The 22932-nt window shown below is 39.3% G+C and carries 37 protein-coding genes; all 37 read left to right on the forward strand.

Annotated features, from left to right (window positions below; translation table 11 throughout):
• Positions 1-3: 3 nt before the first annotated feature.
• The 37 genes from IGK21_RS00300 to IGK21_RS00480 all read left to right on the forward strand — a co-directional run bounded on the left by IGK21_RS00300 (position 4) and on the right by IGK21_RS00480 (position 22702).
• Positions 4-1086 carry a PTS fructose transporter subunit IIC gene (locus IGK21_RS00300; RefSeq protein WP_010720453.1) on the forward strand — a complete coding sequence of 361 codons (1083 nt, stop codon included), beginning with the start codon at positions 4-6 and terminating at the stop codon, positions 1084-1086.
• Between the two features lie 24 nt (positions 1087-1110).
• Complete coding sequence (locus IGK21_RS00305) at positions 1111-1962, forward strand: class II fructose-bisphosphate aldolase (protein WP_010720452.1); 852 nt, start codon at positions 1111-1113, stop codon at positions 1960-1962.
• 18 nt (positions 1963-1980) lie between these two features.
• Positions 1981-2880, forward strand: coding sequence for a ketose-bisphosphate aldolase (locus IGK21_RS00310; RefSeq protein ID WP_010720451.1), 900 nt, complete (start codon positions 1981-1983; stop codon positions 2878-2880).
• Between the two features lie 459 nt (positions 2881-3339).
• Complete coding sequence (rpsJ, locus tag IGK21_RS00315; protein WP_010720450.1) at positions 3340-3648, forward strand: 30S ribosomal protein S10; 309 nt, start codon at positions 3340-3342, stop codon at positions 3646-3648.
• Between the two features lie 30 nt (positions 3649-3678).
• Positions 3679-4308 carry a 50S ribosomal protein L3 gene (rplC, locus tag IGK21_RS00320; RefSeq protein WP_002290445.1) on the forward strand — a complete coding sequence of 210 codons (630 nt, stop codon included), beginning with the start codon at positions 3679-3681 and terminating at the stop codon, positions 4306-4308.
• Between the two features lie 27 nt (positions 4309-4335).
• A complete protein-coding gene (gene rplD, locus IGK21_RS00325; RefSeq protein ID WP_010720449.1) occupies positions 4336-4959 on the forward strand; it encodes a 50S ribosomal protein L4 in 624 nt (207 codons plus the stop codon).
• Positions 4959-5249: a 50S ribosomal protein L23 gene (gene rplW, locus IGK21_RS00330; protein ID WP_002290449.1), complete on the forward strand. Its 291-nt coding sequence runs from the start codon at positions 4959-4961 to the stop codon at positions 5247-5249. The genes rplD and rplW overlap by 1 nt, the downstream gene beginning before the upstream one ends.
• 39 nt (positions 5250-5288) lie before the next feature.
• Complete coding sequence (rplB, locus tag IGK21_RS00335; protein WP_010720448.1) at positions 5289-6122, forward strand: 50S ribosomal protein L2; 834 nt, start codon at positions 5289-5291, stop codon at positions 6120-6122.
• Positions 6123-6164: 42 nt separating this feature from the next.
• On the forward strand, positions 6165-6443 hold the full coding sequence (gene rpsS, locus IGK21_RS00340) for a 30S ribosomal protein S19 (RefSeq protein WP_010720447.1): 279 nt from the start codon (positions 6165-6167) through the stop codon (positions 6441-6443).
• 21 nt (positions 6444-6464) lie between these two features.
• The gene (rplV, locus tag IGK21_RS00345) at positions 6465-6812 is read left to right on the forward strand and encodes a 50S ribosomal protein L22 (protein WP_002288657.1); all 348 of its coding nucleotides are present in this window, start codon (positions 6465-6467) and stop codon (positions 6810-6812) included.
• Between the two features lie 13 nt (positions 6813-6825).
• Positions 6826-7482: a 30S ribosomal protein S3 gene (gene rpsC, locus IGK21_RS00350; RefSeq protein WP_010720446.1), complete on the forward strand. Its 657-nt coding sequence runs from the start codon at positions 6826-6828 to the stop codon at positions 7480-7482.
• A gap of 2 nt (positions 7483-7484) precedes the next feature.
• Positions 7485-7919, forward strand: coding sequence for a 50S ribosomal protein L16 (gene rplP / locus IGK21_RS00355; RefSeq protein ID WP_010720445.1), 435 nt, complete (start codon positions 7485-7487; stop codon positions 7917-7919).
• On the forward strand, positions 7909-8097 hold the full coding sequence (rpmC, locus tag IGK21_RS00360) for a 50S ribosomal protein L29 (RefSeq protein WP_002288664.1): 189 nt from the start codon (positions 7909-7911) through the stop codon (positions 8095-8097). The genes rplP and rpmC overlap by 11 nt, the downstream gene beginning before the upstream one ends.
• Positions 8098-8121: 24 nt before the next feature.
• Positions 8122-8388: a 30S ribosomal protein S17 gene (gene rpsQ / locus IGK21_RS00365; protein ID WP_010720444.1), complete on the forward strand. Its 267-nt coding sequence runs from the start codon at positions 8122-8124 to the stop codon at positions 8386-8388.
• A 57-nt stretch (positions 8389-8445) separates the two neighbouring features.
• Positions 8446-8814, forward strand: a complete 369-nt coding sequence (rplN, locus tag IGK21_RS00370; protein ID WP_002288669.1) for a 50S ribosomal protein L14 — start codon at positions 8446-8448, stop codon at positions 8812-8814.
• A 36-nt stretch (positions 8815-8850) separates the two neighbouring features.
• On the forward strand, positions 8851-9162 hold the full coding sequence (gene rplX, locus IGK21_RS00375) for a 50S ribosomal protein L24 (RefSeq protein WP_010720443.1): 312 nt from the start codon (positions 8851-8853) through the stop codon (positions 9160-9162).
• A gap of 25 nt (positions 9163-9187) precedes the next feature.
• Positions 9188-9727 carry a 50S ribosomal protein L5 gene (rplE, locus tag IGK21_RS00380; RefSeq protein WP_002288671.1) on the forward strand — a complete coding sequence of 180 codons (540 nt, stop codon included), beginning with the start codon at positions 9188-9190 and terminating at the stop codon, positions 9725-9727.
• A gap of 18 nt (positions 9728-9745) precedes the next feature.
• Positions 9746-9931, forward strand: coding sequence for a type Z 30S ribosomal protein S14 (locus IGK21_RS00385; RefSeq protein WP_002356214.1), 186 nt, complete (start codon positions 9746-9748; stop codon positions 9929-9931).
• Between the two features lie 36 nt (positions 9932-9967).
• Entirely contained in the window at positions 9968-10366 is a 399-nt protein-coding gene (gene rpsH, locus IGK21_RS00390) for a 30S ribosomal protein S8 (RefSeq protein ID WP_002288675.1), read from the forward strand.
• Between the two features lie 31 nt (positions 10367-10397).
• Positions 10398-10934 carry a 50S ribosomal protein L6 gene (rplF, locus tag IGK21_RS00395; protein ID WP_010720442.1) on the forward strand — a complete coding sequence of 179 codons (537 nt, stop codon included), beginning with the start codon at positions 10398-10400 and terminating at the stop codon, positions 10932-10934.
• 158 nt (positions 10935-11092) lie between these two features.
• The gene (gene rplR / locus IGK21_RS00400; RefSeq protein ID WP_005880747.1) at positions 11093-11449 is read left to right on the forward strand and encodes a 50S ribosomal protein L18; all 357 of its coding nucleotides are present in this window, start codon (positions 11093-11095) and stop codon (positions 11447-11449) included.
• 20 nt (positions 11450-11469) lie between these two features.
• Positions 11470-11970 carry a 30S ribosomal protein S5 gene (gene rpsE, locus IGK21_RS00405; protein WP_002288681.1) on the forward strand — a complete coding sequence of 167 codons (501 nt, stop codon included), beginning with the start codon at positions 11470-11472 and terminating at the stop codon, positions 11968-11970.
• 14 nt (positions 11971-11984) lie between these two features.
• A complete protein-coding gene (gene rpmD, locus IGK21_RS00410; protein WP_010720441.1) occupies positions 11985-12164 on the forward strand; it encodes a 50S ribosomal protein L30 in 180 nt (59 codons plus the stop codon).
• A 61-nt stretch (positions 12165-12225) separates the two neighbouring features.
• On the forward strand, positions 12226-12666 hold the full coding sequence (gene rplO, locus IGK21_RS00415) for a 50S ribosomal protein L15 (RefSeq protein ID WP_010720440.1): 441 nt from the start codon (positions 12226-12228) through the stop codon (positions 12664-12666).
• The gene (gene secY, locus IGK21_RS00420) at positions 12666-13961 is read left to right on the forward strand and encodes a preprotein translocase subunit SecY (protein ID WP_010720439.1); all 1296 of its coding nucleotides are present in this window, start codon (positions 12666-12668) and stop codon (positions 13959-13961) included. Before rplO ends, secY begins: the two co-directional genes overlap by 1 nt.
• Before the next feature lie 59 nt (positions 13962-14020).
• Positions 14021-14668, forward strand: coding sequence for an adenylate kinase (locus IGK21_RS00425; protein ID WP_010720438.1), 648 nt, complete (start codon positions 14021-14023; stop codon positions 14666-14668).
• 191 nt (positions 14669-14859) lie between these two features.
• A complete protein-coding gene (gene infA, locus IGK21_RS00430) occupies positions 14860-15078 on the forward strand; it encodes a translation initiation factor IF-1 (RefSeq protein WP_002288695.1) in 219 nt (72 codons plus the stop codon).
• A gap of 32 nt (positions 15079-15110) precedes the next feature.
• A complete protein-coding gene (gene rpmJ, locus IGK21_RS00435) occupies positions 15111-15227 on the forward strand; it encodes a 50S ribosomal protein L36 (protein ID WP_002288710.1) in 117 nt (38 codons plus the stop codon).
• Between the two features lie 17 nt (positions 15228-15244).
• Positions 15245-15610 (forward strand): 30S ribosomal protein S13, encoded by a 366-nt coding sequence (gene rpsM, locus IGK21_RS00440; protein WP_002288713.1) that lies wholly within the window; start codon positions 15245-15247, stop codon positions 15608-15610.
• Positions 15611-15637: 27 nt separating this feature from the next.
• Complete coding sequence (gene rpsK, locus IGK21_RS00445; RefSeq protein WP_002288714.1) at positions 15638-16027, forward strand: 30S ribosomal protein S11; 390 nt, start codon at positions 15638-15640, stop codon at positions 16025-16027.
• 79 nt (positions 16028-16106) lie between these two features.
• Positions 16107-17045, forward strand: a complete 939-nt coding sequence (locus tag IGK21_RS00450; protein ID WP_005880735.1) for a DNA-directed RNA polymerase subunit alpha — start codon at positions 16107-16109, stop codon at positions 17043-17045.
• A gap of 27 nt (positions 17046-17072) precedes the next feature.
• A complete protein-coding gene (rplQ, locus tag IGK21_RS00455; protein ID WP_005880733.1) occupies positions 17073-17453 on the forward strand; it encodes a 50S ribosomal protein L17 in 381 nt (126 codons plus the stop codon).
• A gap of 272 nt (positions 17454-17725) precedes the next feature.
• Entirely contained in the window at positions 17726-18565 is an 840-nt protein-coding gene (locus tag IGK21_RS00460) for an energy-coupling factor ABC transporter ATP-binding protein (RefSeq protein WP_034697737.1), read from the forward strand.
• A complete protein-coding gene (locus tag IGK21_RS00465; protein WP_034697740.1) occupies positions 18541-19410 on the forward strand; it encodes an energy-coupling factor ABC transporter ATP-binding protein in 870 nt (289 codons plus the stop codon). The genes IGK21_RS00460 and IGK21_RS00465 overlap by 25 nt, the downstream gene beginning before the upstream one ends.
• Positions 19400-20197, forward strand: coding sequence for an energy-coupling factor transporter transmembrane component T family protein (locus IGK21_RS00470; protein ID WP_010720435.1), 798 nt, complete (start codon positions 19400-19402; stop codon positions 20195-20197). The genes IGK21_RS00465 and IGK21_RS00470 overlap by 11 nt, the downstream gene beginning before the upstream one ends.
• 15 nt (positions 20198-20212) lie before the next feature.
• Positions 20213-20959: a tRNA pseudouridine(38-40) synthase TruA gene (gene truA, locus IGK21_RS00475; protein ID WP_010720434.1), complete on the forward strand. Its 747-nt coding sequence runs from the start codon at positions 20213-20215 to the stop codon at positions 20957-20959.
• 285 nt (positions 20960-21244) lie between these two features.
• Positions 21245-22702 (forward strand): hypothetical protein, encoded by a 1458-nt coding sequence (locus IGK21_RS00480; RefSeq protein ID WP_252703149.1) that lies wholly within the window; start codon positions 21245-21247, stop codon positions 22700-22702.
• The last annotated feature ends 230 nt before the right edge of the window (positions 22703-22932 follow it).

Consider the following 22932-nt stretch of genomic DNA (forward strand, 5'->3'; position numbering starts at 1 on the left):
TGGATGCTTCGTCAACTACAATTAAAAAAGCATGCACTGACAGCTATTTCATACATGTTACCAGTTGTTGTGACCGCTGGACTCTTGATCGCTATTGGGAATTTAACAGGTGGGCAAGTCATCAATGATTATCAAGCGTCTTATTCTGTACCCGATGCCTTAGTTTCTCTAGGGGTTTTGGGCATGGGATTATTGGCTCCAGTGATTTCTGCAGCGATTGCCTATTCCATTGCCGATCGCCCAGGGATTGGTCCAGGTTTGTTTATGGGGTTAATTGCCAATGCCATTGGCGCAGGTTTTTTAGGTGGTATGTTAGGCGGTTACTTGGTGGGGTTCTTTGTCCTATTATTGGTGAAATATCTCAAAGTTCCTAAGTGGGCACAAGGATTGATGCCGATGATGATCATCCCACTGTTAGCGACCCTTAGTATCGGTTTATTGATGTTTTTCGTGGTAGGTGTGCCGATTGTTTGGGCAACAGAAGCGATGACCGATTTTTTACAAGGACTACAAGGTTCTGGAAAATTCCTCTTTGGGTCAATTGTCGGTGGGATGGCTGCCTTTGATTTTGGTGGACCAGTCAATAAGGTAGCCTCATTGTTTGCTGATGGGATGCTTTTGGAAGGTGTGCAAGAACCAGAAGCTGTGAAAGTGTTAGCGTCAATGGTTCCGCCTTTCGGTGTCACCATTTCATGGGTTTTATCTAAGTTATTTCGGCAAACAAAATATTCAAAAGAAGAAGAAAACAACATTAAGATTGCTTTTCCGATGGGACTTTGCATGATTACGGAAGGCGTTATCCCCTTAGCGGCAGTTGATCCGCTTCGTGTGATCATTTCGTGTACAGCTGGTGCAGCGATTGGCGGAGGTTTGAGTATGTCGTGGGGAATTGGGTCACCAGTTCCTTCTGGTGGGGTCTTTATTATCCCAGCAATGACGGATCCGTTGAAGTTTACCTTTGCCTTATTGATTGGTTCTGCAGTTACCGGCATTCTATTGTTTGTTTTGAAAAAGGCGCCAGCTGAACACCCTGTCGTAGAGGAAGAAGAGGAAGAAGTAGATTTTTCTTCTATTAAATTATCTTAAAAACTGTAGGGAGAAGGATTTGATATGTATGTGTCAATGAAAGAGATGCTCAAAAAAGCAAATCAAGAAAACTATGCTGTCATGGCGATCAATTGTTTTAATCTAGAAACAGCAAAAGCAACGATCCAAGCTGCTGAGGAATTACATGCGCCGATCATCATAGATTTATTGCAAGATCACTTAAAGCAACACATCAATTATCATTATTTAACGAAGCCCATCATCCGTATGGCACAGGATGCCAAAGTCGAAGTAGCGATTAATCTAGATCATGGTCAAGACATCGCATTTGTCAAACAGTGCTTACAAGAAGGATTTTCCAGCGTCATGATGGATGCTTCGATGTATCCCTTGGATCAGAATATCGAAATAACGAGAGCGATGGTTCAATTTGCCCAAACGTATGATGCGAGCGTAGAAGCAGAAGTAGGAAATATGGGGGCAGTCACAGGCGACCATTTTACAGATGATGCCATGTGTACGGACCCAGCAGAAGCAATCCGATTGATCAATGAAACGGGTGTGGACTGCTTAGCGATTTCCTATGGCTCCAGTCACGGAGATTATCCTAAAGGGTACAAACCACGTTTTCGTTTCGATATTGTCCAAGAAATAAAAGAGAAGACTCAACTTCCGTTAGTTTTACATGGGGGGTCAGGAGCGGGAAAAGACAACATTCGCCAATCCATTGAGTTAGGGATCAATAAGATTAATGTTGGTTCTGATTTTATGAAGGCGCAACAACAAAGATGCCAACAGCTTCTACAACAGGAGCCAACGATCGAATACCCAACTCTCATCCAACAAACAGTCATAGCAGGAAAAGAGTTAGTTCAGCAATACATTCAACTATCAGGTTCAACCAATAAATCATAGAAATGGAGAAAATAGACGATGTTAATCAATATGAATCAAATGTTAGAAATTGCCAAGGAAAATCATTTTGCAGTAGGGGCGTTTAACGTTGCTGACAGCAACTTTTTACGAGTAGTCATTGAGGCGGCAGAAGAAAATGATGCACCCGCAATCATTGCAGTCCATCCGACAGAATTAGACTTTACCAAAGATGAGTTTTTCCAATATGCAGTGAGCCGAGCGAAAAACAGCGCTGTGCCTTTCGTTATCCATATGGATCATGGCGATAGCTTAGCAAGTATCATGCGAGGGATTCATTGTGGGTTTAGTTCAGTTATGATCGACGGCTCCTTGTTGCCATTTGAAGAAAATATTGCACTAACAAAAGAAGTGGTAGATGTTTGCCATAAGATCGGGGTTTCGGTTGAAGGCGAACTAGGAACGATTGGTAACACGGGTACTTCAGTAGAAGGCGGTGTATCGGAAGTCATTTATACGAAGCCGGAAGATGCACAGGAATTTGTGGAACGTACAGGAATCGATTCGTTAGCGGTGGCAATCGGAACCGCTCATGGTATCTATCCAAAAGATGTCAAGCCAGCATTGAAAATGGATGTTTTAACAAGTATTAAAGAAAAAGTAGCCATTCCGCTAGTTTTACATGGAGGATCTGCTAACCCAGACGAAGAAATTGCAAAAGCAGTGCAAATCGGTATTCAGAAAGTCAATATTTCATCCGACTATAAATATGCTTTTTATAAAAAGTGTCGTGAGATCTTAGCTACAACAGAGCTATGGGACCCAAATGCCATTTATCCTGAATGTATCGCAGCAGCAAAAGAAGTGGTGAAGCAAAAGATGGAACTCTTCCATTCAATCAACCAAGCAAAAGTCTATCGTCAAGCGAATATTCAACCTTGGCGACAAGAACAGAACTAAAAATAATAATCCAAACTTTGTTTTTCAAGAAAAGTGTATGGCTTAGATCGTCTATCACTTCCGATAGTTAATAGAATAAAAAACCGTAGAAACCAACATGATTGGGGGTTCTGCGGTTTTTTTGAATAACTGAAGATAGGCGAACTACTATAGGAAGGAAGTTTAGTAGAAATAAAATGTGACATTTAAGGATAAGAGGCATCTAAAGTTATCTAAATGAAAACTTATGAAAACAAATTGTTTTTTACAGGAAAAAAGCCTTGCTTTGTGGATTTAGATATATTATAATTACAAAGGTGCGTTTACCTAAACGTAAATGTCACAGACGTGATCTATAGGATTTCGTCGGCTAAGAAACGAGAGGTTGCGACACGCCCGGACGCTTTGCCACGAACGAGCGTGACGGAAATTTTCGTGGAGCTATGTCTACTTTTCAAAATAGGCGAAGGAGGGAACAAGATGGCAAAACAAAAAATTCGTATCCGTTTAAAAGCGTATGAACACCGTATTTTAGATCAAGCGGCGGATAAAATCGTGGAAACTGCAAAAAGAACTGGAGCTAGCGTGTCTGGTCCAATTCCATTACCAACTGAACGCAGTCTTTACACAGTTATTCGTGCGACTCACAAATACAAAGATTCACGCGAACAATTCGAAATGCGTACACACAAACGTCTTATCGACATTGTGAACCCAACACCAAAAACTGTTGATGCTTTGATGAAGCTAGACTTACCATCTGGTGTTAACATCGAAATCAAACTATAATATTAAAATAAAATTAATGGAGGTGTACTCATGACCAAAGGAATCTTAGGGAAAAAAGTGGGAATGACACAAATCTTCACTGAATCTGGCGAATTAATTCCAGTAACTGTTGTAGAAGCTACTCCAAACGTAGTGCTACAAGTGAAAACAATGGAAACTGATGGCTACGAAGCTATTCAAGTTGGTTACCAAGATATGCGTGAAGTTTTATCAAACAAACCTGCGAAAGGTCATGTTGCAAAAGCAAACACGGCTCCTAAGCGCTTCATTCGTGAATTCAAAAATGTTGAGCTAGGAGAATATGAAGTAGGAAAAGAAATTACAGTAGATGTTTTCCAAGCAGGAGACATTATTGATGTAACAGGTACTACGAAAGGTAAAGGATTCCAAGGGGTTATCAAACGTCACGGCCAAAGCCGCGGACCAATGGCTCACGGTTCTCGCTACCATCGTCGTCCTGGGTCAATGGGTCCAGTTGCACCTAACCGTGTATTCAAAAACAAACGTCTTGCTGGCCGTATGGGTGGCAACCGCGTAACAATCCAAAACTTGGAAGTTGTTCGCGTTGATGCAGAAAGAAACGTTATCTTAATTAAAGGAAATGTTCCTGGAGCTAAAAAATCATTAATCACTATCAAATCAGCTGTGAAAGCTAAATAATAGTAGGAAGAAAGGAGGAACTAAGGAATGCCGAATGTAGCATTATTCAAACAAGATGGAAGCCAAAACGGTGAAATCACACTTAACGAAGAAATCTTCGGAATTGAACCAAATGAAAGTGTTGTTTACGATGCAATCGTTATGCAACGTGCGTCATTAAGACAAGGAACACATGCGGTTAAAAACCGTAGTGCTGTTCGAGGCGGTGGACGTAAACCATGGCGTCAAAAAGGAACTGGTCGTGCTCGTCAAGGATCAATCCGCTCACCACAATGGCGTGGAGGTGGCGTAGTCTTTGGACCAACACCACGTTCTTACAGCTACAAACTTCCTAAAAAAGTTCGTCGTTTAGCAATGAAATCTGTATTGTCAGAAAAAGTTGCTGAAAACAACTTGGTAGCAATCGAAGGATTAAGCTTCGATGCACCAAAAACAAAAGAATTTAAACAAGTTCTTGCTAACTTATCTATTGACTCTAAAGTATTGGTTGTTCTAGAGAATGGTAACGACTTTGCTGCTTTATCAGCACGTAACTTACCAAACGTAACTGTAGTAACTTCTGATAACGTAAGTGTTCTAGATGTTGTTTCAAATACAAAAGTGTTAGCAACACAAACTGCTCTTACTCAAATTGAGGAGGTGCTTGCATAATGAACTTACTAGACGTAATCAAACGCCCAGTGATCACTGAAAAATCAATGCTTGCCATGGATGACAAGAAATATACTTTTGAAGTGGACACTCGTGCAAACAAAACTTTAGTAAAACAAGCGGTTGAAGCTGCTTTTGACGTAAAAGTTAAAAACGTGAACATCGTGAACGTACGTGCGAAATTCAAACGTATGGGCAAATATGCAGGATATACAAAAAAACGTCGCAAAGCGATCGTTACATTGACTGAAGATTCAAAAGAAATCCAATTATTCGAAGCTGCTGAATAAGCACTTACTAGATAACTCATTAAATTAGGAGGGAAAAACGTGGCGATTAAAAAGTACAAACCTACCTCAAATGGTCGTCGTAACATGACAGGTTCTGATTTTGCTGAAATCACAACATCAACACCTGAAAAATCATTGTTACAACCATTGAAAAACCATGCTGGACGTAACAATAACGGCCGCATCACTGTACGTCACCAAGGCGGCGGACACAAACGCCAATATCGCGTGATCGACTTCAAACGTAACAAAGATAACGTTGTTGCAACTGTTCAAACGATCGAATACGATCCAAACCGTTCAGCTAACATCGCGTTAGTACACTATGAAGATGGAGTGAAAGCTTACATCTTAGCACCAAAAGGACTACAAGTTGGAATGAAACTTGTTTCAGGTCCAGATGCAGATATCAAAGTCGGAAATGCTCTTCCTTTAGAAAACATTCCAGTTGGTACTGTTATCCACAATATTGAAATGAAACCTGGTAAAGGTGGACAATTAATCCGTTCTGCTGGTACAAGTGCTCAAGTACTTGGTAAAGAAGGCAAATACGTATTGATCCGCTTAAACTCTGGTGAAGTTCGTATGATCTTAGCTGCTTGCCGTGCAACAATCGGTTCAGTAGGTAACGAACAACACGAATTGATCAACATCGGTAAAGCTGGACGCTCTCGTTGGATGCGTAAACGCCCAACTGTACGTGGTAGCGTAATGAACCCTAACGATCACCCACACGGTGGTGGTGAAGGTAAAGCTCCTATCGGACGTAAAGCACCAGTTTCTCCTTGGGGACAACCAGCACTTGGTTACAAAACTCGTGATAAAAAAGCTAAATCAGACAAACTTATTGTTCGTCGTCGTAAAAATAAATAATTTCTTTGACCATGTGTCGCACATTTTGAGAGGAGGTTCACCATGGGTCGTAGTTTAAAGAAAGGACCTTTCGTTGATGAGCATTTAATGAACAAAGTTGAAGCTCAAGCAGGGGTTGAAAAGAAAAAAGTTATCAAAACTTGGTCTCGTCGTTCGACCATTTTCCCAAGTTTTGTTGGATATACCATCGCAGTATACGATGGACGTAAACACGTACCAGTTTACATCCAAGAAGATATGGTAGGACACAAACTAGGTGAATTCGCACCAACAAGAACTTATCGTGGCCATGCTGCAGACGATAAGAAAACGAAACGCTAATTGAGGGGAGGATAAAACCAAATGGCAGAACAAATCACATCAGCTAAAGCAACTGCAAAAACAGTTCGCACTTCACCTCGAAAAGCCCGTTTAGTAATTGACCTTATCAGAGGTAAAAGTGTTGCGGATGCAATTTCAATCTTGAAATTCACACCAAACAAATCTGCTGGAATCATTGAAAAAGTATTGATGTCAGCAGTTGCGAATGCAGAAAACAATTTTGACTTAGATGTTGAAAACTTGGTAGTATCTGAAGCATTTGTTAACGAAGGACCAACAATGAAACGTTTCCGTCCACGTGCAAAAGGATCAGCTTCTCCAATCAACAAACGTACAAGTCATATCACGGTAGTCGTATCAGAAAAATAAGGAGGGATAATCAGTGGGTCAAAAAGTACATCCAATTGGAATGCGTGTAGGCATCATCCGCGACTGGGATGCTAAATGGTATGCTGAAAAAGAGTATGCAGAGTTCTTACACGAAGATTTAAGAATCCGTAAATTTATTTCAACTAAACTTGCTGATGCTGCTGTATCAACAATTGAAATCGAACGTGCTACAGGCCGTGTTAACATTTCAATTCACACAGCAAAACCAGGTATGGTTATTGGTAAAGGCGGATCTGAAGTCGAAAACCTAAGAAAAGAATTAAATAAATTAACTGGTAAAAGAATCCATATCAACATCGTGGAAATCAAAAAACCAGATCTAGATGCAAAATTAGTAGGTGAAGGAATCGCACGTCAATTAGAAAATCGTGTTGCTTTCCGTCGCGCTCAAAAACAAGCCATCCAACGTTCAATGCGTGCTGGCGCTAAAGGGATCAAAACTCAAGTATCTGGACGTCTAAACGGTGCGGACATCGCTCGTTCAGAAGGATACTCAGAAGGAACTGTTCCTCTTCACACATTACGTGCGGATATTGATTACGCATGGGAAGAAGCAGATACAACATACGGAAAACTAGGAGTTAAAGTGTGGATCTATCGTGGAGAAATTCTTCCAACTAAAAAAAACACTGAGAAAGGAGGGAAATAATCATGTTAGTACCTAAACGTGTAAAACACCGTCGTGAATTCCGCGGAAAAATGCGCGGGGAAGCCAAAGGTGGTAAAGAAGTAGCATTCGGTGAATACGGTTTGCAAGCTGTTGATTCACATTGGATCACTAACCGCCAAATCGAAGCTGCTCGTATCGCAATGACTCGTTACATGAAACGTGGTGGGAAAGTATGGATTAAAATTTTCCCTCACAAATCTTATACTGCCAAAGCAATTGGGGTACGTATGGGTTCTGGTAAAGGGGCACCTGAAGGATGGGTTGCACCAGTAAAACGTGGTAAAATCATGTTTGAAATTGCAGGCGTGTCTGAAGAAGTGGCTCGTGAAGCGTTACGTCTAGCTTCTCACAAATTACCAATGAAAACTAAGATCGTAAAACGTGAGGAAATGGGTGGTGAATCGAATGAAGGTTAAAGAAATCAGAGAATTAACCACTGCCGAAATGCTTGATCAAGAAAAACAATTAAAAGAAGAATTGTTTAATCTTAGATTCCAATTAGCAACAGGTCAATTAGAAAACACTGCACGTATTAAAGAAGTACGTAAATCGATTGCACGCATCAAAACTGTATTGCGTGAACAAGCTAAGTAATTATGGAAGGAGGCCATTAAGCGTATGACTGAAGAAAGAAATCAACGCAAAGTTTATCAAGGTCGCGTGGTATCTGACAAAATGGATAAAACCATTACAGTTTCTGTTGAAACAAAGAAAAACCACCCTATCTATGGCAAACGCATGAACTATTCTAAGAAATACAAAGTGCATGATGAAAACAACACAGCTAAAGTTGGCGACATCGTGAAAATTATGGAAACTCGTCCATTATCAGCTACAAAACGTTTCCGTTTGTTGGAAGTAGTCGAAGAAGCAGTTATTATCTAATAACACGAGATTTTCCTATATAGATTGAATGCAAAATCTGAAAGGAGGATACACAACGTGATCCAAGCAGAAAGTCGTTTAAAAGTCGCTGATAATTCAGGCGCACGTGAAATTTTGACGATCAAAGTCCTTGGTGGTTCTGGTCGTAAAACTGCTAACATCGGTGATGTGATCGTTGCTACGGTTAAACAAGCAACGCCAGGTGGGGTTGTCAAAAAAGGTGACGTCGTAAAAGCCGTTATCGTTCGAACAAAATCAGGAGCTCGTCGTACAGACGGTTCATATATTAAATTTGATGAAAATGCTGCAGTGATTATTCGTGATGATAAAAGCCCTCGTGGAACGCGTATCTTTGGGCCGGTTGCACGTGAACTACGTGAAAACAACTTCATGAAGATCGTTTCACTAGCACCAGAAGTTTTATAATCTTGAGACACTTATCAAAGGAGGTGCGAAACAGTTATGTTTGTTAAAAAAGGCGATAAAGTTAAAGTTATCACTGGAAAAGACAAAAATAAAGAAGGCGTTGTATTAGCAGCGTTTCCGAAAAAAGATAAAGTCATTGTCGAAGGTGTGAATGTTGTTAAAAAACACCAAAAACCTTCTCAAGCTGCTCCTCAAGGTGGAATTGTTGAGATGGAAGCACCAATTCATGTTTCTAACGTGATGGTGATCGACTCTACTGGCGTAGCTGGCCGAGTTGGCTACAAAGAAGTAGATGGCAAAAAAGTCCGCGTTTCTAAAAAAACCGGTGAAGTTTTAGATAATAAATAAGTTTAAGGAAGGAGGGGCTTACTGAATGAACCGCCTAAAAGAAAAATATCTTAAAGAAGTAACTCCATCATTGATGGAAAAATTTAACTATAGCTCTGTTATGCAAACACCTAAAGTTGAAAAAATCGTCATCAACATGGGTGTTGGTGATGCGGTATCAAACGCTAAAAACTTAGATAAAGCAGTTGAAGAATTAACTTTGATCACTGGACAAAAACCAATGATTACTAAAGCTAAAAAATCAATCGCTGGATTCCGTTTACGTGAAGGAATGCCAATTGGGGCAAAAGTTACCTTGCGCGGAGAAAGAATGTACGAATTTCTAGACAAATTGGTTTCAGTTTCTCTACCACGTGTACGTGACTTCCATGGTGTAAGTAAAAAAGCCTTTGACGGTCGTGGAAACTATACTTTAGGTATTAAAGAACAATTGATCTTCCCAGAAGTAGATTACGATTTAGTAGATAAAGTACGTGGTATGGACATCGTTATTGTAACGACAGCTAACTCAGATGAAGAATCTCGTGAGTTGTTGACACAATTAGGCATGCCATTCCAAAAATAATTAAAGGAGGCGAACTACGTGGCTAAAAAATCAATGATTGCTAAAAACAAACGCCCTGCAAAACATTCAACACAAGCTTACACTCGTTGCGAACGTTGCGGACGTCCACATTCAGTTTATCGTAAGTTCCATCTTTGCCGTATTTGCTTCCGCGAACTTGCCTATAAAGGTCAAATTCCCGGCGTGAAGAAAGCTAGCTGGTAAAAAAGTAAATTCGCATAAGAAGGAGGTAAAAGATCAATGGTCATGACAGATCCAATTGCAGATTTTCTAACTCGTATCCGTAACGCAAACATGGTTAAACATGAGTCTTTAGAAGTTCCTGCATCAAAAATTAAACGTGACATCGCTGAAATCTTAAAACGTGAAGGTTTCGTTCGTGATGTTGAATATATCGAAGATGACAAACAAGGCGTGATCCGTGTTTTCCTAAAATTTGGTAAAAACGGCGAACGTGTTATCACTAACTTAAAACGTATCTCTAAACCAGGTTTGCGTGCTTATGTCAAAGCTGACGAAGTACCAAAAGTATTGAACGGTTTAGGTATCGCAATCATTTCGACTTCTGAAGGTGTTGTTACTGATAAAGAAGCTCGTGAAAAAAATATCGGCGGCGAAGTTATCGCTTACGTATGGTAATCAACTAGAATTTACAAGGAGGTGTCTTTAAGTGAGCCGTATTGGAAATAAAGTTGTTGTGATCCCTGAAGGAGTAACAGTTACTCAAGATGGAAACAACATTACAGTTAAAGGACCTAAAGGTGAATTAACACGTACTTTCTCTTCTGATATCAAAATGAATATCGAAGGAAACGAAGTGACTTTCACTCGTCCAAATGACAGTAAAGAAATGAAAACAATCCATGGAACAACTCGTGCTAACTTCAACAACATGGTTGTAGGTGTTAGTGAAGGATTCCAAAAAGCATTAGAATTGATCGGGGTTGGGTACCGTGCGCAATTACAAGGATCAAAACTTGTCTTGAACGTAGGTTACTCACATCCAGTAGAAATCACACCACCAGCTGGCGTAACTGTTGAAGTACCAGCTAACACACAAGTAATTGTTAAAGGTGCGAACAAAGAAGAAGTTGGCGAATTAGCTGCGAACATTCGCGGAACTCGTCCTCCAGAACCTTATAAAGGTAAAGGTATTCGTTATGTTGGCGAATATGTACGCCGTAAAGAAGGTAAAACTGGTAAATAGTTTAGAAAAATTGCATAGAAGCCAGCAGCAGGAAAAAAGGATTTTGCAGAAGTTTACCTTCATTCAAAAGAAATTTAACTTGTGCCGCAGCTTCTATTTTTCGAGACTTTGGTGTTTCTGCCTAAGTGCAGTACAATAAAATTAAAGAGGTGACAATTGTGATTACAAAACCAGATAAGAACAAAACACGTCAGAAAAGACATCGTCGTGTACGTAACAATATCTCTGGTACTGCTGAGCGCCCACGCTTGAACGTTTTTCGTTCTAACAAAAACATCTACGCTCAAATTATTGATGACGTAGCGGGTGTAACGCTAGCAAGTGCCTCTACCTTGGATAAAGAAATTTCAGGTGGAACAAAAACAGAAGCAGCACAAGCTGTCGGTAAATTAGTTGCTGAACGTGCAACTGAAAAAGGCATTAAAGTAGTAGTCTTTGACCGTGGTGGATACCTTTACCATGGCCGTGTGCAAGCTTTAGCTGAAGCTGCTCGCGAAAATGGACTAGAATTTTAGGAAAAGGAGGAATACCATTCATGGTTTATATCGATCCAAAACATTTGGAATTAGAAGACCGCGTTGTTGCAATTAACCGTGTAACAAAAGTTGTTAAAGGTGGACGTCGTCTACGTTTTGCTGCTTTAGTTGTTGTCGGTGACAAAAACGGACATGTAGGATTTGGTACTGGTAAAGCACAAGAAGTACCTGAAGCAATCCGTAAAGCAATTGAAGATGCGAAGAAAAACTTAGTTGAAGTACCTATGGTTGGTTCAACAATCCCACACGAAGTCATCGGTGCTTTTAGTGGTGGTAGAATCCTAATGAAACCTGCTGTTGAAGGTTCTGGGGTTGCTGCTGGTGGACCAGTTCGTGCCGTATTGGAATTAGCAGGGGTAGCAGATATCACTTCTAAATCTTTAGGTTCAAATACACCAATCAACGTTGTTCGTGCAACTGTTGAAGGTTTGAAACAATTGAAACGTGCAGAAGAAGTTGCAGAACTTCGCGGCAAATCAGTTGAAGAATTAATCGGATAAGGAGGACAAAAATAATGGCTGAATTAAAAGTTACTTTAAAACGCAGTATTATCGGACGTCCTCAAAACCAACGTGATACAGTAAAAGCGTTAGGTCTTACAAAGATTAACAGCTCAGTGGTTAAACCTGCTAATGAAGCAATCAAAGGCATGATCAACACTGTTTCTCACTTGGTGGACGTTGAAGAAATCTAATTAAACAAACCTAGTATATAGTAAGAAATATGAACTAGAATATTAAGGAGGTGCCAAACCTATGAAACTTCATGAATTAAAACCTGCAGAAGGTTCACGACAAGTACGTAACCGTGTTGGACGTGGTACTTCTTCTGGTAACGGAAAAACTGCTGGACGTGGTCAAAAAGGTCAAAAAGCTCGTTCAGGCGGTGGTGTACGTCTAGGATTTGAAGGGGGTCAAACTCCATTATTCCGTCGTTTACCAAAACGTGGTTTCACAAACGTGAACCGCAAAGATTATGCAGTCATCAACCTTGATGTCCTAAATCGTTTTGAAGATGGTGCTGAAGTAACTCCAGTTGCTTTAGTAGAAGCTGGAATCGTGAAAAACGAAAAATCTGGAATCAAAGTATTAGCTAACGGTGAGTTAACTAAGAAATTGACTGTGAAAGCCGCAAAATTCTCTAAGGCAGCTGAAGAAGCAATCGTTGCTGCTGGTGGGTCAATTGAGGTGATCTAATGTTCAAACTGTTAAAAGATGCTTTTAAAGTAAAAGACATTAGATCCAAAATCCTATTTACTGTTTTTGTTCTATTTGTATTTCGCTTAGGTGCACATATCACTGTGCCCGGAGTAAATGCTAGTTCATTGCAAAACCTTTCTTCTTTGCCTTTTTTCAACATGTTGAACTTGGTGAGTGGTAGTGCGATGCAAAACTTCTCCATCTTCTCAATGGGGGTTTCGCCTTACATTACAGCTTCGATCGTTATCCAATTGTTACAAATGGATATCGTGCCACGTTTTGTTGAATGGTCAAAACAAGGGGAGGTTGGTCGTAAGAAGTTGAATCAAGCAACTCGATACCTGACATTAGTATTGGCATTTGTCCAATCTGTTGGGATCACTGCTGGATTTAACCAATATGCTCAACTAGGTTTTGTGAATAACCCTAACGTTTCAACCTATGTTACTATCGGTCTGATTTTGACTGCGGGTACAATGTTTGTCACTTGGTTAGGAGAACAAATCACAGAAAAAGGAATCGGTAACGGAGTATCAATGATCATCTTTGCAGGGATCATTTCTCGACTTCCTGAAAGTGTAAAAGAAATTTATGAAGACTATTTCGTAAATATCAATCAATCAGATATCTGGAAATCTGCAATTTTCATTGCTATTTTAATCGTTGCAATCTTATTGATCGTAACGTGCGTTACATTTTTCCAACAAGCTGAACGCAAAATCCCAATTCAATATACGAAACGTGTAGCAGGGGCACCAACAAGTAGTTATCTACCGTTGAAAGTCAATGCGGCTGGGGTTATCCCGGTTATCTTTGCAAGTTCGTTTATTGCGACACCTAATGCGGTTTTACAAGCATTGAGTGGAAGATTTGGGGCTGAAAACTGGTATAAAATAATGATGCAGATCTTTAACTATAATACTGCACCTGGTGCAACTATTTATACGATCTTGATCGTCGCATTCACATTCTTCTATGCTTTTGTTCAAGTAAACCCTGAGAAATTAGCGGAAAACTTACAAAAACAAGGAAGCTATATACCAAGCGTACGTCCTGGTAAAGGAACTGAAGAGTATGTCTCAAGCTTATTGATGCGTTTAAGTACAGTCGGTGCGATTTTCCTTGGTTTAGTGGCTTTATTACCGATCATTGCTCAAATGATTTGGAATCTGCCTCAGTCCATTGGGTTAGGTGGTACTAGCTTACTGATCGTCATCGGTGTAGCTTTAGAAACTGCGAAACAGTTAGAAGGCTTAATGCTGAAACGTAAGTACGTTGGATTTATCGAGTAAGAAAGCGTGTTGAGGTTTTTCCTCAACACACGTTCTCACATTTATTAGGAGGGAAAACAATGAACCTCATTTTAATGGGGCTACCAGGCGCAGGTAAAGGAACACAAGCAGAAAAAATCATTGATGCTTATCATATTCCTCACATCTCAACAGGAGACATGTTCCGTGCAGCAATGCAAAATGAAACAGCTCTTGGCTTGGAAGCAAAGTCTTATATTGATAAAGGTGAATTAGTTCCTGATGAAGTAACAAATGGAATCGTGAAAGAGCGCTTAGCTGAACCTGATACGGAAAAAGGCTTCTTATTAGATGGTTTTCCCCGTACACTTGAGCAAGCGGAAGCGCTAGATGCAATGTTAAAAGACTTAGACAAAAAAATTGATGCAGTCATCGATATCCATGTTGGTGAAGATGTATTGGTTGAGCGTTTAGCTGGCCGATTCATTTGCAGCAATTGTGGAGCAACTTATCATAAAATTTTTAACCCTACAAAAGTTGAAGATACATGTGATCGTTGTGGTGGGCATGAATTCTATCAAAGAGAAGATGATAAACCTGAGACGGTTAAAAATCGTCTGGCTATCAACATCAAAAATAGTGAACCAATCTTGGCCTATTACAAAGAACAAGGTTTGCTAAACACTATCGATGGTGATCGTGAAATCGATGCTGTATTTACTGATGTCCAAAAAATTATTGAAAAATAGCACGATTGCCCGTAGCCGACTTGCATTAAGCAGTTACTCTTGTCAAGTTCAATAAATTATGATAGAATATGTCAGTCCGACTTCTAGAGAAATCCTCTAGATGATCCATTTTGAGAATTTTGAGGTGGGAACTGCAGTTTCCGCCATTTTATCGTGTGAAAATGCGAAACAAGTACAAGGAGGTACTGTGCGTGGCAAAAGAAGATATGATTGAAGTCGAAGGTACAGTCGTCGAAACTTTGCCGAATGCAATGTTTAAAGTTGAACTAGAAAACGGACACCAAGTTCTTGCTACTGTTTCAGGTAAAATCCGTATGCATTACATCCGTATCTTACCTGGTGACAAAGTGACGGTTGAATTGTCTCCGTATGATTTAAACCGTGGCCGTATTACTTATCGCTTTAAATAATTGTACTCCGTAAAACTACAGGAGGTATTATCATGAAAGTAAGACCATCAGTAAAACCAATGTGCGAACATTGTAAAGTAATTCGTCGTAAAGGACGCGTTATGGTGATTTGCCCAGCAAATCCAAAACATAAACAACGTCAAGGATAATTGGAGGTGCAATAAATATGGCTCGTATTGCAGGAGTAGATATTCCTCGTGATAAACGTGTAGTAGTTTCTCTTACTTATATCTATGGTATTGGTAACACTACTGCTAAAAAAATCTTAGCTGATGCTGGTGTATCTGAAGATGTTCGTGTTCGTGAATTAACGAATGAACAAACAGATGCTATCCGTGCAGAAGTAGATAAATTAAAAGTTGAAGGTGACCTTCGTCGTGAAGTGAACTTAAACATCAAACGTTTGATGGAAATCGGTTCATACCGTGGAATCCGTCATCGTCGTGGATTGCCTGTTCGTGGACAAAACACGAAAAACAATGCACGTACTCGTAAAGGTCCAGCTCGCGCTATCGCTGGCAAGAAAAAATAATTCTTAAGTGAAGGAGGTTAGAACTTCATGGCAGCAAAAAAAGTGAATCGTAAACGCCGTGTGAAAAAGAATATAGAAGCAGGTATTGCACATATCCATTCTACATTCAACAACACTATCATCATGATCACTGATACTCACGGGAATGCATTAGCGTGGTCATCAGCTGGTTCATTAGGCTTCAAAGGAAGCAAAAAATCAACTCCTTTTGCCGCTCAAATGGCAGCAGAAACAGCTACAAAAGCAGCAATGGAACACGGATTAAAAACTGTTGAAGTAACAGTTAAAGGACCTGGTTCTGGACGTGAAGCAGCAATTCGTTCATTACAAGCTACAGGTTTAGAAGTGACTGCAATTCGTGACGTGACTCCAGTTCCTCATAATGGTGCCCGCCCTCCAAAACGCCGTCGTGTTTAATGAGTGCCGCTCATTTTGAGTTCTATTAGTAACGTCATTGAACAAGACACTTTTCGTTTTGAAAGGGGTAAAGATAAGAATGATTGAGTTCGAAAAACCAAGAATCGCAAAAATTGATGAAGAAAAAGATTATGGCAAGTTCATCGTTGAACCTCTTGAAAGAGGATATGGGACTACTTTAGGGAATTCCCTACGTCGTATTTTATTATCTTCTTTGCCAGGTGCTGCCATCACTAATATTCAAATCGATGGTGTACTGCATGAATTCTCTACCATTAAAGGGGTAAGAGAAGACGTCACTCAAATCATCTTGAACATTAAAGGCTTAGCACTTAAAATGTATGGTCAAGAAGAAAAAACCCTTGAAATCGATATTACCGGACCTGCTACAGTAACTGCTGGCGATATTATCGTTGATAGTGAGGTAGAAATTCTTAACAAAGATATGTACATCTGTAGCGTCTCTGAAGGAGCTACGTTCCACGCTCGCTTAACAGTGAAGCCAGGACGTGGTTATGTTCAAGCAGATGAAAACAAAAAAGAAGATATGCCAATTGGTGTACTTCCAGTCGATTCAATCTACACGCCAGTTCGTCGTGTGAACTACCAAGTAGAAAACACTCGTGTTGGACACCGTGAAGATTTTGATAAATTGACGATGGAGATTTGGACAGATGGTTCAATCGAACCGTTGGAAGCAATGAGTTTATCTGCAAAAATCATGACAGAACATTTAGACATCTTTGTAAACCTAACTGATGAAGCTAAAAATGCTGAAATCATGGTCGAAAAAGAAGAAACACAAAAAGAAAAAATGTTAGAAATGACAATTGAAGAATTAGACTTGTCTGTTCGCTCTTATAATTGTTTGAAACGTGCAGGAATCAATACTGTACAAGAACTTACAAATAAATCTGAGCCAGAAATGATCAAAGTCCGTAACTTAGGACGTAAATCATTAGAAGAAGTGAAAGCTAAATTACACGACTTAGGTTTAGGTTTACGTAAGGAAGATTAAAACCTTTTACGAAGGAGGGAAACCAACGTGAGTTATCGTAAACTAGGACGCACATCTAGCCAACGTAAAGCGATGTTGCGTGATTTAACAACTGACTTATTAATTAACGAACGTATTGTGACTACTGAAGCTCGTGCGAAAGAAGTTCGCTCAACTACAGAAAAAATGATCACTTTAGGCAAACGTGGAGACTTACATGCACGTCGTCAAGCTGCGGCTTTTGTACGTAATGAAGTTGCTAGCGTACGTGAAGAAAATGAGGACATCGTCATTGAATCAGCTTTACAAAAACTATTTAATGATATTGCACCTCGTTATGCTGAACGTCAAGGTGGCTACACTCGTATCTTGAAGACAGAACCAAGACGCGGTGATGGTGCACCAATGGTTGTCTTAGAACTTGTCTAAAATCACACTAATAACATCACTTTATAGATGATTCTTTTAGAGTGTTATGATGTTGGAAGTTAACTCTTCCGAGTCTAGCTCAGCGCTACTCCCCAAATCTATCGGTTTGGGGAGTATGCACTCATCATAAAGTGTTTTTTTGTACCTTCAATTACCTGTCAAGACATCTAATTGAAGGTGTAAAAAAACACTTTAATTAAAACGGAAACAATTGAAAAATCAGGTGTTTTTTGATAGTGTTAGTAGGAACTTAGGATGGAGAAGGAGTAATTATGGAGCCAATAATTGAATTAGGAAAGATTAATTACAAATATCAACCTGATGACCCTCGTCCAGCATTAAAAGACATTTCATTTACCATCAAGCAAGGTGAGTGGATCGCAATCATCGGACATAATGGATCAGGGAAATCAACACTTGCAAAAACAATCAATGGGTTGCTTCTACCAGAGTCTGGTATTGTGAAAGTTGGCAATCAAACACTTAATGAAGAAAATATCTGGTCGATCCGTCGAATGGTTGGAATGGTTTTCCAAAATCCAGACAACCAATTTGTTGGATCTACTGTTGAAGATGATGTTGCTTTTGGTCTTGAGAACCAAGGTATACCTAGAGAAGAAATGGTGATCCGTGTACAAGATGCGCTAGAAAAGGTACGTATGATCGATTTTGCCAAACGTGAACCAGCAAGACTTTCTGGTGGACAAAAACAACGAGTAGCCATTGCTGGAGTCGTAGCTCTACGTCCAGATATTATTATCTTAGATGAAGCTACTAGTATGCTTGATCCAGAAGGTCGTGAAGAAGTGATTTCCACGATTAAAAAAATCAAGGATGAAAGTAATTTGACCGTCATATCTATCACTCATGATATCGATGAGGCAGCAAATGCCAATCGGATATTAGTGATGAAACAAGGAGAATTAGTCAATGAAGGCACACCAGAACAAATCTTTTCTGCTGGCCCAGAATTGATCAATTTAGGGTTAGATCTTCCTTTTCCTGAAAAATTGAAAAGCGCCTTGAAGCAACGAGGAATTGATGTTCCTAGTGAATATATGACAGAAGAAAGGATGGTGGAATGGTTATGGACATCCGTTTTGAAAAAGTAGATTTCACCTATCAACCAAACACACCATTCGAACAACGTGCATTATTTGATATTGATTTAATGATTAAAGAAAATAGCTACACAGCCTTAGTCGGGCATACTGGAAGTGGGAAATCAACCTTACTGCAACATTTGAATGCGTTGATTAAACCTACCAGCGGGATCGTACATATTGGCGATCGACAAATCAAGCCCGATACGAATAATAAAAACTTAAAACCCATTCGTAAAAAAGTAGGTATTGTTTTTCAGTTTCCTGAAGCCCAATTATTTGAAGAAACGGTAGCAAAAGATATTGCTTTTGGACCAAAGAACTTTGGTGTCAGTGAGGAAGATGCACGAGATTTAGCTAAAGAAACATTAGCACAAGTTGGTTTAGATGAAACTTACTTAGAGCGTTCTCCTTTTGAATTATCAGGAGGACAAATGCGTCGAGTAGCGATTGCAGGTGTACTTGCTATGAAGCCGGAAGTACTAGTATTAGACGAACCAACGGCTGGACTTGATCCTCAAGGTCGAAAAGAAATGATGGATATGTTCTGGCGACTGCACAAAGAACAAAAAATTACGATCGTATTGGTCACTCATTTAATGGATGATGTGGCAAATTACGCTGATTATGTTTATGTCTTAGAAAAAGGTAGGATTGTAAATAGCGGTCAACCTCATGCAGTTTTTCAAAATCTATCTTGGCTCAAAGAAAAGCAATTAGGTGTTCCGACTGCGACAGAATTTGCGGAAAAGCTGAATAGTCGAACAGCGCTTTTTTCCGAACTTCCAATCACTGCAGATGAATTAGCAGATCAGCTCGTAGCATTAGTAGGGGGACAACCTGATGATGAATAAATTAATTTTTGGTCGATACATGCCTGGAGATTCTTTGATCCATCGATTAGACCCTCGAGCAAAGTTATTAGCAAGTTTCTACTTTATTGGAATTATTTTTTTGGCAAATAATTGGCAGACTTATGCGTTATTAGCTGTTTTCACTTTACTTGCTGTCTTTCTCTCAAAGGTAGATTTCAAATTTTTCATCCGAGGCATCCGTCCTTTGATCTGGTTGATTTTATTTACAGTGGCACTCCAAGTATTATTTACTAGCGGTGGTGCTACCTACTGGAGTTGGGGAATCTTCAATATTACGGAGTTCGGTGTAATGAATGGGCTGTTTATTTTTTGCCGATTTGTACTAATCATTTTTATGTCTACCTTATTAACATTAACGACTCCACCTTTGGAATTATCTGATGCGATTGAGTATTTACTTCGCCCATTAAAAGCAGTTCGCTTTCCGGTGCATGAAATTTCGTTGATGCTTTCGATTGCTCTACGATTCGTACCAACGTTGATGGATGAAACAGAGAAAATCATGAATGCACAACGAGCTCGTGGGGTTGATTTTGGTGAAGGAAGTCTAGTCCAAAAAATGAAAGCAGTTATTCCTTTACTGATTCCTTTGTTTGTTAGCAGTTTTAACCGGGCAGAAGATTTAGCGACTGCCATGGAAGCAAGAGGATACCAAGGTGGTGAAGGAAGAACAAAGTACCGCATACTGCATTGGCATCAACGAGATACGATGGTCCTTGTTGTTTTTGTCTTGATGACCATTGCATTAGTCTTTTTAAGAAGTTGATGAGTAGGTGAAAGTATGACACGTTATAAAGCAATTATTGCCTATGATGGTACCCATTTTAATGGTTTTCAGAAGCAACCAAATGGTCGTACTGTCCAAGAGGAAATGGAAAAAACGCTAAAGAAAATGGCTAATGGAAAAGAGATCACTGTCTTTGGTTCTGGCCGTACTGATGCAGGGGTCCATGCGATGGGGCAAGTGATCCATTTTGATTACCCTGAAGAACGACCTTTAGAACGTATGCGTTTTGCATTAGATACGCAATCGCCAGAAGATATCGCAGTTAAAGCCGTTGAGATCGTTTCAGATGATTTTCACGCGCGCTATTTAGTAAAAGAAAAAACTTACCAGTTTCGGGTCGATATTGGAAAACCACGCAGTCCGTTTCGTCGGCATTACGCAAGTTATTTCCCCTATCCACTTGATTTATCGAAAATTCAACGAGCATTGCCTGACTTAATAGGTACCCATGATTTCACTTCTTTTTGTGCTTCTGGAAGTTCAATCGAGGACAAAGTAAGAACGATCTATGAAGCAAAGATGGAAGTCAATGAGGCCGGGGATGAGTTGTTATTTACTTTTCGTGGGAATGGTTTCTTGTACAAGATGATTCGGATCCTTGTCGGTACGTTGCTGAAGATTGGGAACGGACGACTTTCAGAGGATAGTATACCCGAAATCATTGCGAAAAAAGATCGAAATGCTGCAGGACCCACAGCTCATCCAGAAGGGTTATATCTGTATGAAGTGGTGTATGATTAATAAAGACCTTTCATTCACACGTTTCGTTTAGAGAAAAAATATTTCTCTAAACGAAACGTTTTTTTATTTTTTTATGAGTTTTAACTCTCTAAAAAATAATAACAGTAACAAGATATTACTAGTATCTAAGTAGCTAAATGATCAATTTTATAGAAATATAAAATAACTATTATTTAAAATAACAATCGAAATAATATAAAGTATATAAAAAAGAAAAAGTTGTTGCTAAAGAGAGGATTCTTTTCTTTATAATAGAACCTAATGAGCGAAAGGAGAATAAATGATATGAGCAATGAAAAATTAGATCAGAATACTTTAATCAGCATACTGGGAGAAGTAAATGAGGCAACACCAGACCCAGCAAAAAATTCGGCAAACAATAATCCATCAGTACTATCGAGTGCGAAGATGGAAAATTCAACTAGCATATTGGGAGAAACAACCGGTTCAAAATCGTTTATGGCTATGACAGCAGCTGAGAAAAAAATTTTTAAAAACGCTATGGGTAATATATTCCAACAAACCCTAACCATACAGCCAAAAATAGTAACACCAGATCCAGCAAAAAATTCGGCAAACAATAATCCATCAATACCATCGAGTGCGAAGATGGAAAATCCAACTAGCATATTAGGAGAAACAACCGGTTCAAAATCGTTTATGGCTATGACAGCAGCTGAGAAAGAAAATTTTAAAAACGCTATGGGTAATATATTCCAACAAAAACTACCCATACAACAAAAAATAGTAACACCAGACCCAGCAAAAAATTCGGCAAACAATAATCCATCCATACTATCGAGTGCGAAGATGGGAAATTCAACTAGCATATTGGGAGAAACAACCGGTTCAAAATCGTATATGGCTATGACAGCAGCTGAGAAAAAAGATTTTAAAAATGCTATGGGTAATATATTCCAACAGAACCTGCCCATACAGCAAACAACAGTAATACCAGTGCCAATAACAAAGGAATCGTCAGAAACTAAACCTTCTGATCAAGGAGAGCATAGAAGAAAATTCGTTGATGTATTAAACCAAATAAAGTTAAATAATCCAGTAGCACAAGAAAGAACAGCAGAGTCTGCAAAAAAAGAATTTACAGAAAACACCTCTTTGATATTACCGAGTGAGGAGAAGTCAGGACAACCCGAGTCAACAAGAACAGATCTTACGGAAAACACTCCTTCGAAACTATTGAGCGGAGAGAAGCCAGAACAACCCATGCCAACAAGAACAGATCTTACGGAAAATAATTCTTCAAAACTACAAGGTGATCAAAAACTGCAACGATCAATCTTTGATAATGTATTAAACCAGTTAATGTTAAATAAACTAACGGCACAGAAAATATCAGTAGGACAAACAGTAGAAAACTCGTCAGACGATCATCCTTCGAAATTATTGAGCGGAGAGAAACCAAAACAACCCGAGCCAGCAAAAAAAGAATTTACAGAAAACATCCGTTTGACATTACCGAGTAAGGAGAAGCTAGAGCAACCTGAGCCAACAAGAACAGATCTTACGGAAAACACTTCTTCGAAACTAGAAGTTGATCAAGAAAAACATAACAATAAAACCAATCAACTGGTACCAAAAACAAATGTCAAAGCGTTAACTAAGTTTTTTGAAACAAAGAGTTCTATAAACGAAGCTTGTGATAGAGCAAAACAAGGTGCGGAGTTAGAAAAAAATAGAATTTCCCAAAATACTGTGACAAATGGACAATCTTTATCTAGGTAATAGCTGATAATCAACCCTTAAATAAAGAAGTCAGATGGATTTTATACGGCTAGTGAGTACACCTGTTGTTTAATTATTTGAGAACGTACCATAGCTACTCAAGGTGAGCCATTTTTGTAGGATAGAATGCTTCAATTCATGATTTTGTTTTATGAATATGCGAATCGAGTTCAGTACTCAGCTAAATATTGGAAGAGTAGATATGAAAAATAATGACTAGATATTAAGTT

This window comes from Enterococcus sp. DIV1421a, assembly GCF_051711025.1.
In the GTDB taxonomy this organism is placed as follows: Bacteria; Bacillota; Bacilli; order Lactobacillales; family Enterococcaceae; genus Enterococcus_B; species Enterococcus_B hirae.

Coding starts and splice junctions, on each gene's coding strand:
- IGK21_RS00300 (WP_010720453.1), top strand. CDS start 4: ATGCTTCGTCAACTACAATTAAAAAAGCATGCACTGACAGCTATTTCA.
- IGK21_RS00305 (WP_010720452.1), top strand. CDS start 1,111: ATGTATGTGTCAATGAAAGAGATGCTCAAAAAAGCAAATCAAGAAAAC.
- IGK21_RS00310 (WP_010720451.1), top strand. CDS start 1,981: ATGTTAATCAATATGAATCAAATGTTAGAAATTGCCAAGGAAAATCAT.
- rpsJ (WP_010720450.1), top strand. CDS start 3,340: ATGGCAAAACAAAAAATTCGTATCCGTTTAAAAGCGTATGAACACCGT.
- rplC (WP_002290445.1), top strand. CDS start 3,679: ATGACCAAAGGAATCTTAGGGAAAAAAGTGGGAATGACACAAATCTTC.
- rplD (WP_010720449.1), top strand. CDS start 4,336: ATGCCGAATGTAGCATTATTCAAACAAGATGGAAGCCAAAACGGTGAA.
- rplW (WP_002290449.1), top strand. CDS start 4,959: ATGAACTTACTAGACGTAATCAAACGCCCAGTGATCACTGAAAAATCA.
- rpsS (WP_010720447.1), top strand. CDS start 6,165: ATGGGTCGTAGTTTAAAGAAAGGACCTTTCGTTGATGAGCATTTAATG.
- rplV (WP_002288657.1), top strand. CDS start 6,465: ATGGCAGAACAAATCACATCAGCTAAAGCAACTGCAAAAACAGTTCGC.
- rplP (WP_010720445.1), top strand. CDS start 7,485: ATGTTAGTACCTAAACGTGTAAAACACCGTCGTGAATTCCGCGGAAAA.
- rpmC (WP_002288664.1), top strand. CDS start 7,909: ATGAAGGTTAAAGAAATCAGAGAATTAACCACTGCCGAAATGCTTGAT.
- rpsQ (WP_010720444.1), top strand. CDS start 8,122: ATGACTGAAGAAAGAAATCAACGCAAAGTTTATCAAGGTCGCGTGGTA.
- rplX (WP_010720443.1), top strand. CDS start 8,851: ATGTTTGTTAAAAAAGGCGATAAAGTTAAAGTTATCACTGGAAAAGAC.
- rplE (WP_002288671.1), top strand. CDS start 9,188: ATGAACCGCCTAAAAGAAAAATATCTTAAAGAAGTAACTCCATCATTG.
- rpsH (WP_002288675.1), top strand. CDS start 9,968: ATGGTCATGACAGATCCAATTGCAGATTTTCTAACTCGTATCCGTAAC.
- rpsE (WP_002288681.1), top strand. CDS start 11,470: ATGGTTTATATCGATCCAAAACATTTGGAATTAGAAGACCGCGTTGTT.
- rpmD (WP_010720441.1), top strand. CDS start 11,985: ATGGCTGAATTAAAAGTTACTTTAAAACGCAGTATTATCGGACGTCCT.
- rplO (WP_010720440.1), top strand. CDS start 12,226: ATGAAACTTCATGAATTAAAACCTGCAGAAGGTTCACGACAAGTACGT.
- secY (WP_010720439.1), top strand. CDS start 12,666: ATGTTCAAACTGTTAAAAGATGCTTTTAAAGTAAAAGACATTAGATCC.
- IGK21_RS00425 (WP_010720438.1), top strand. CDS start 14,021: ATGAACCTCATTTTAATGGGGCTACCAGGCGCAGGTAAAGGAACACAA.
- rpmJ (WP_002288710.1), top strand. CDS start 15,111: ATGAAAGTAAGACCATCAGTAAAACCAATGTGCGAACATTGTAAAGTA.
- rpsM (WP_002288713.1), top strand. CDS start 15,245: ATGGCTCGTATTGCAGGAGTAGATATTCCTCGTGATAAACGTGTAGTA.
- rpsK (WP_002288714.1), top strand. CDS start 15,638: ATGGCAGCAAAAAAAGTGAATCGTAAACGCCGTGTGAAAAAGAATATA.
- IGK21_RS00450 (WP_005880735.1), top strand. CDS start 16,107: ATGATTGAGTTCGAAAAACCAAGAATCGCAAAAATTGATGAAGAAAAA.
- IGK21_RS00460 (WP_034697737.1), top strand. CDS start 17,726: ATGGAGCCAATAATTGAATTAGGAAAGATTAATTACAAATATCAACCT.
- IGK21_RS00465 (WP_034697740.1), top strand. CDS start 18,541: ATGGACATCCGTTTTGAAAAAGTAGATTTCACCTATCAACCAAACACA.
- IGK21_RS00470 (WP_010720435.1), top strand. CDS start 19,400: ATGATGAATAAATTAATTTTTGGTCGATACATGCCTGGAGATTCTTTG.
- truA (WP_010720434.1), top strand. CDS start 20,213: ATGACACGTTATAAAGCAATTATTGCCTATGATGGTACCCATTTTAAT.
- IGK21_RS00480 (WP_252703149.1), top strand. CDS start 21,245: ATGAGCAATGAAAAATTAGATCAGAATACTTTAATCAGCATACTGGGA.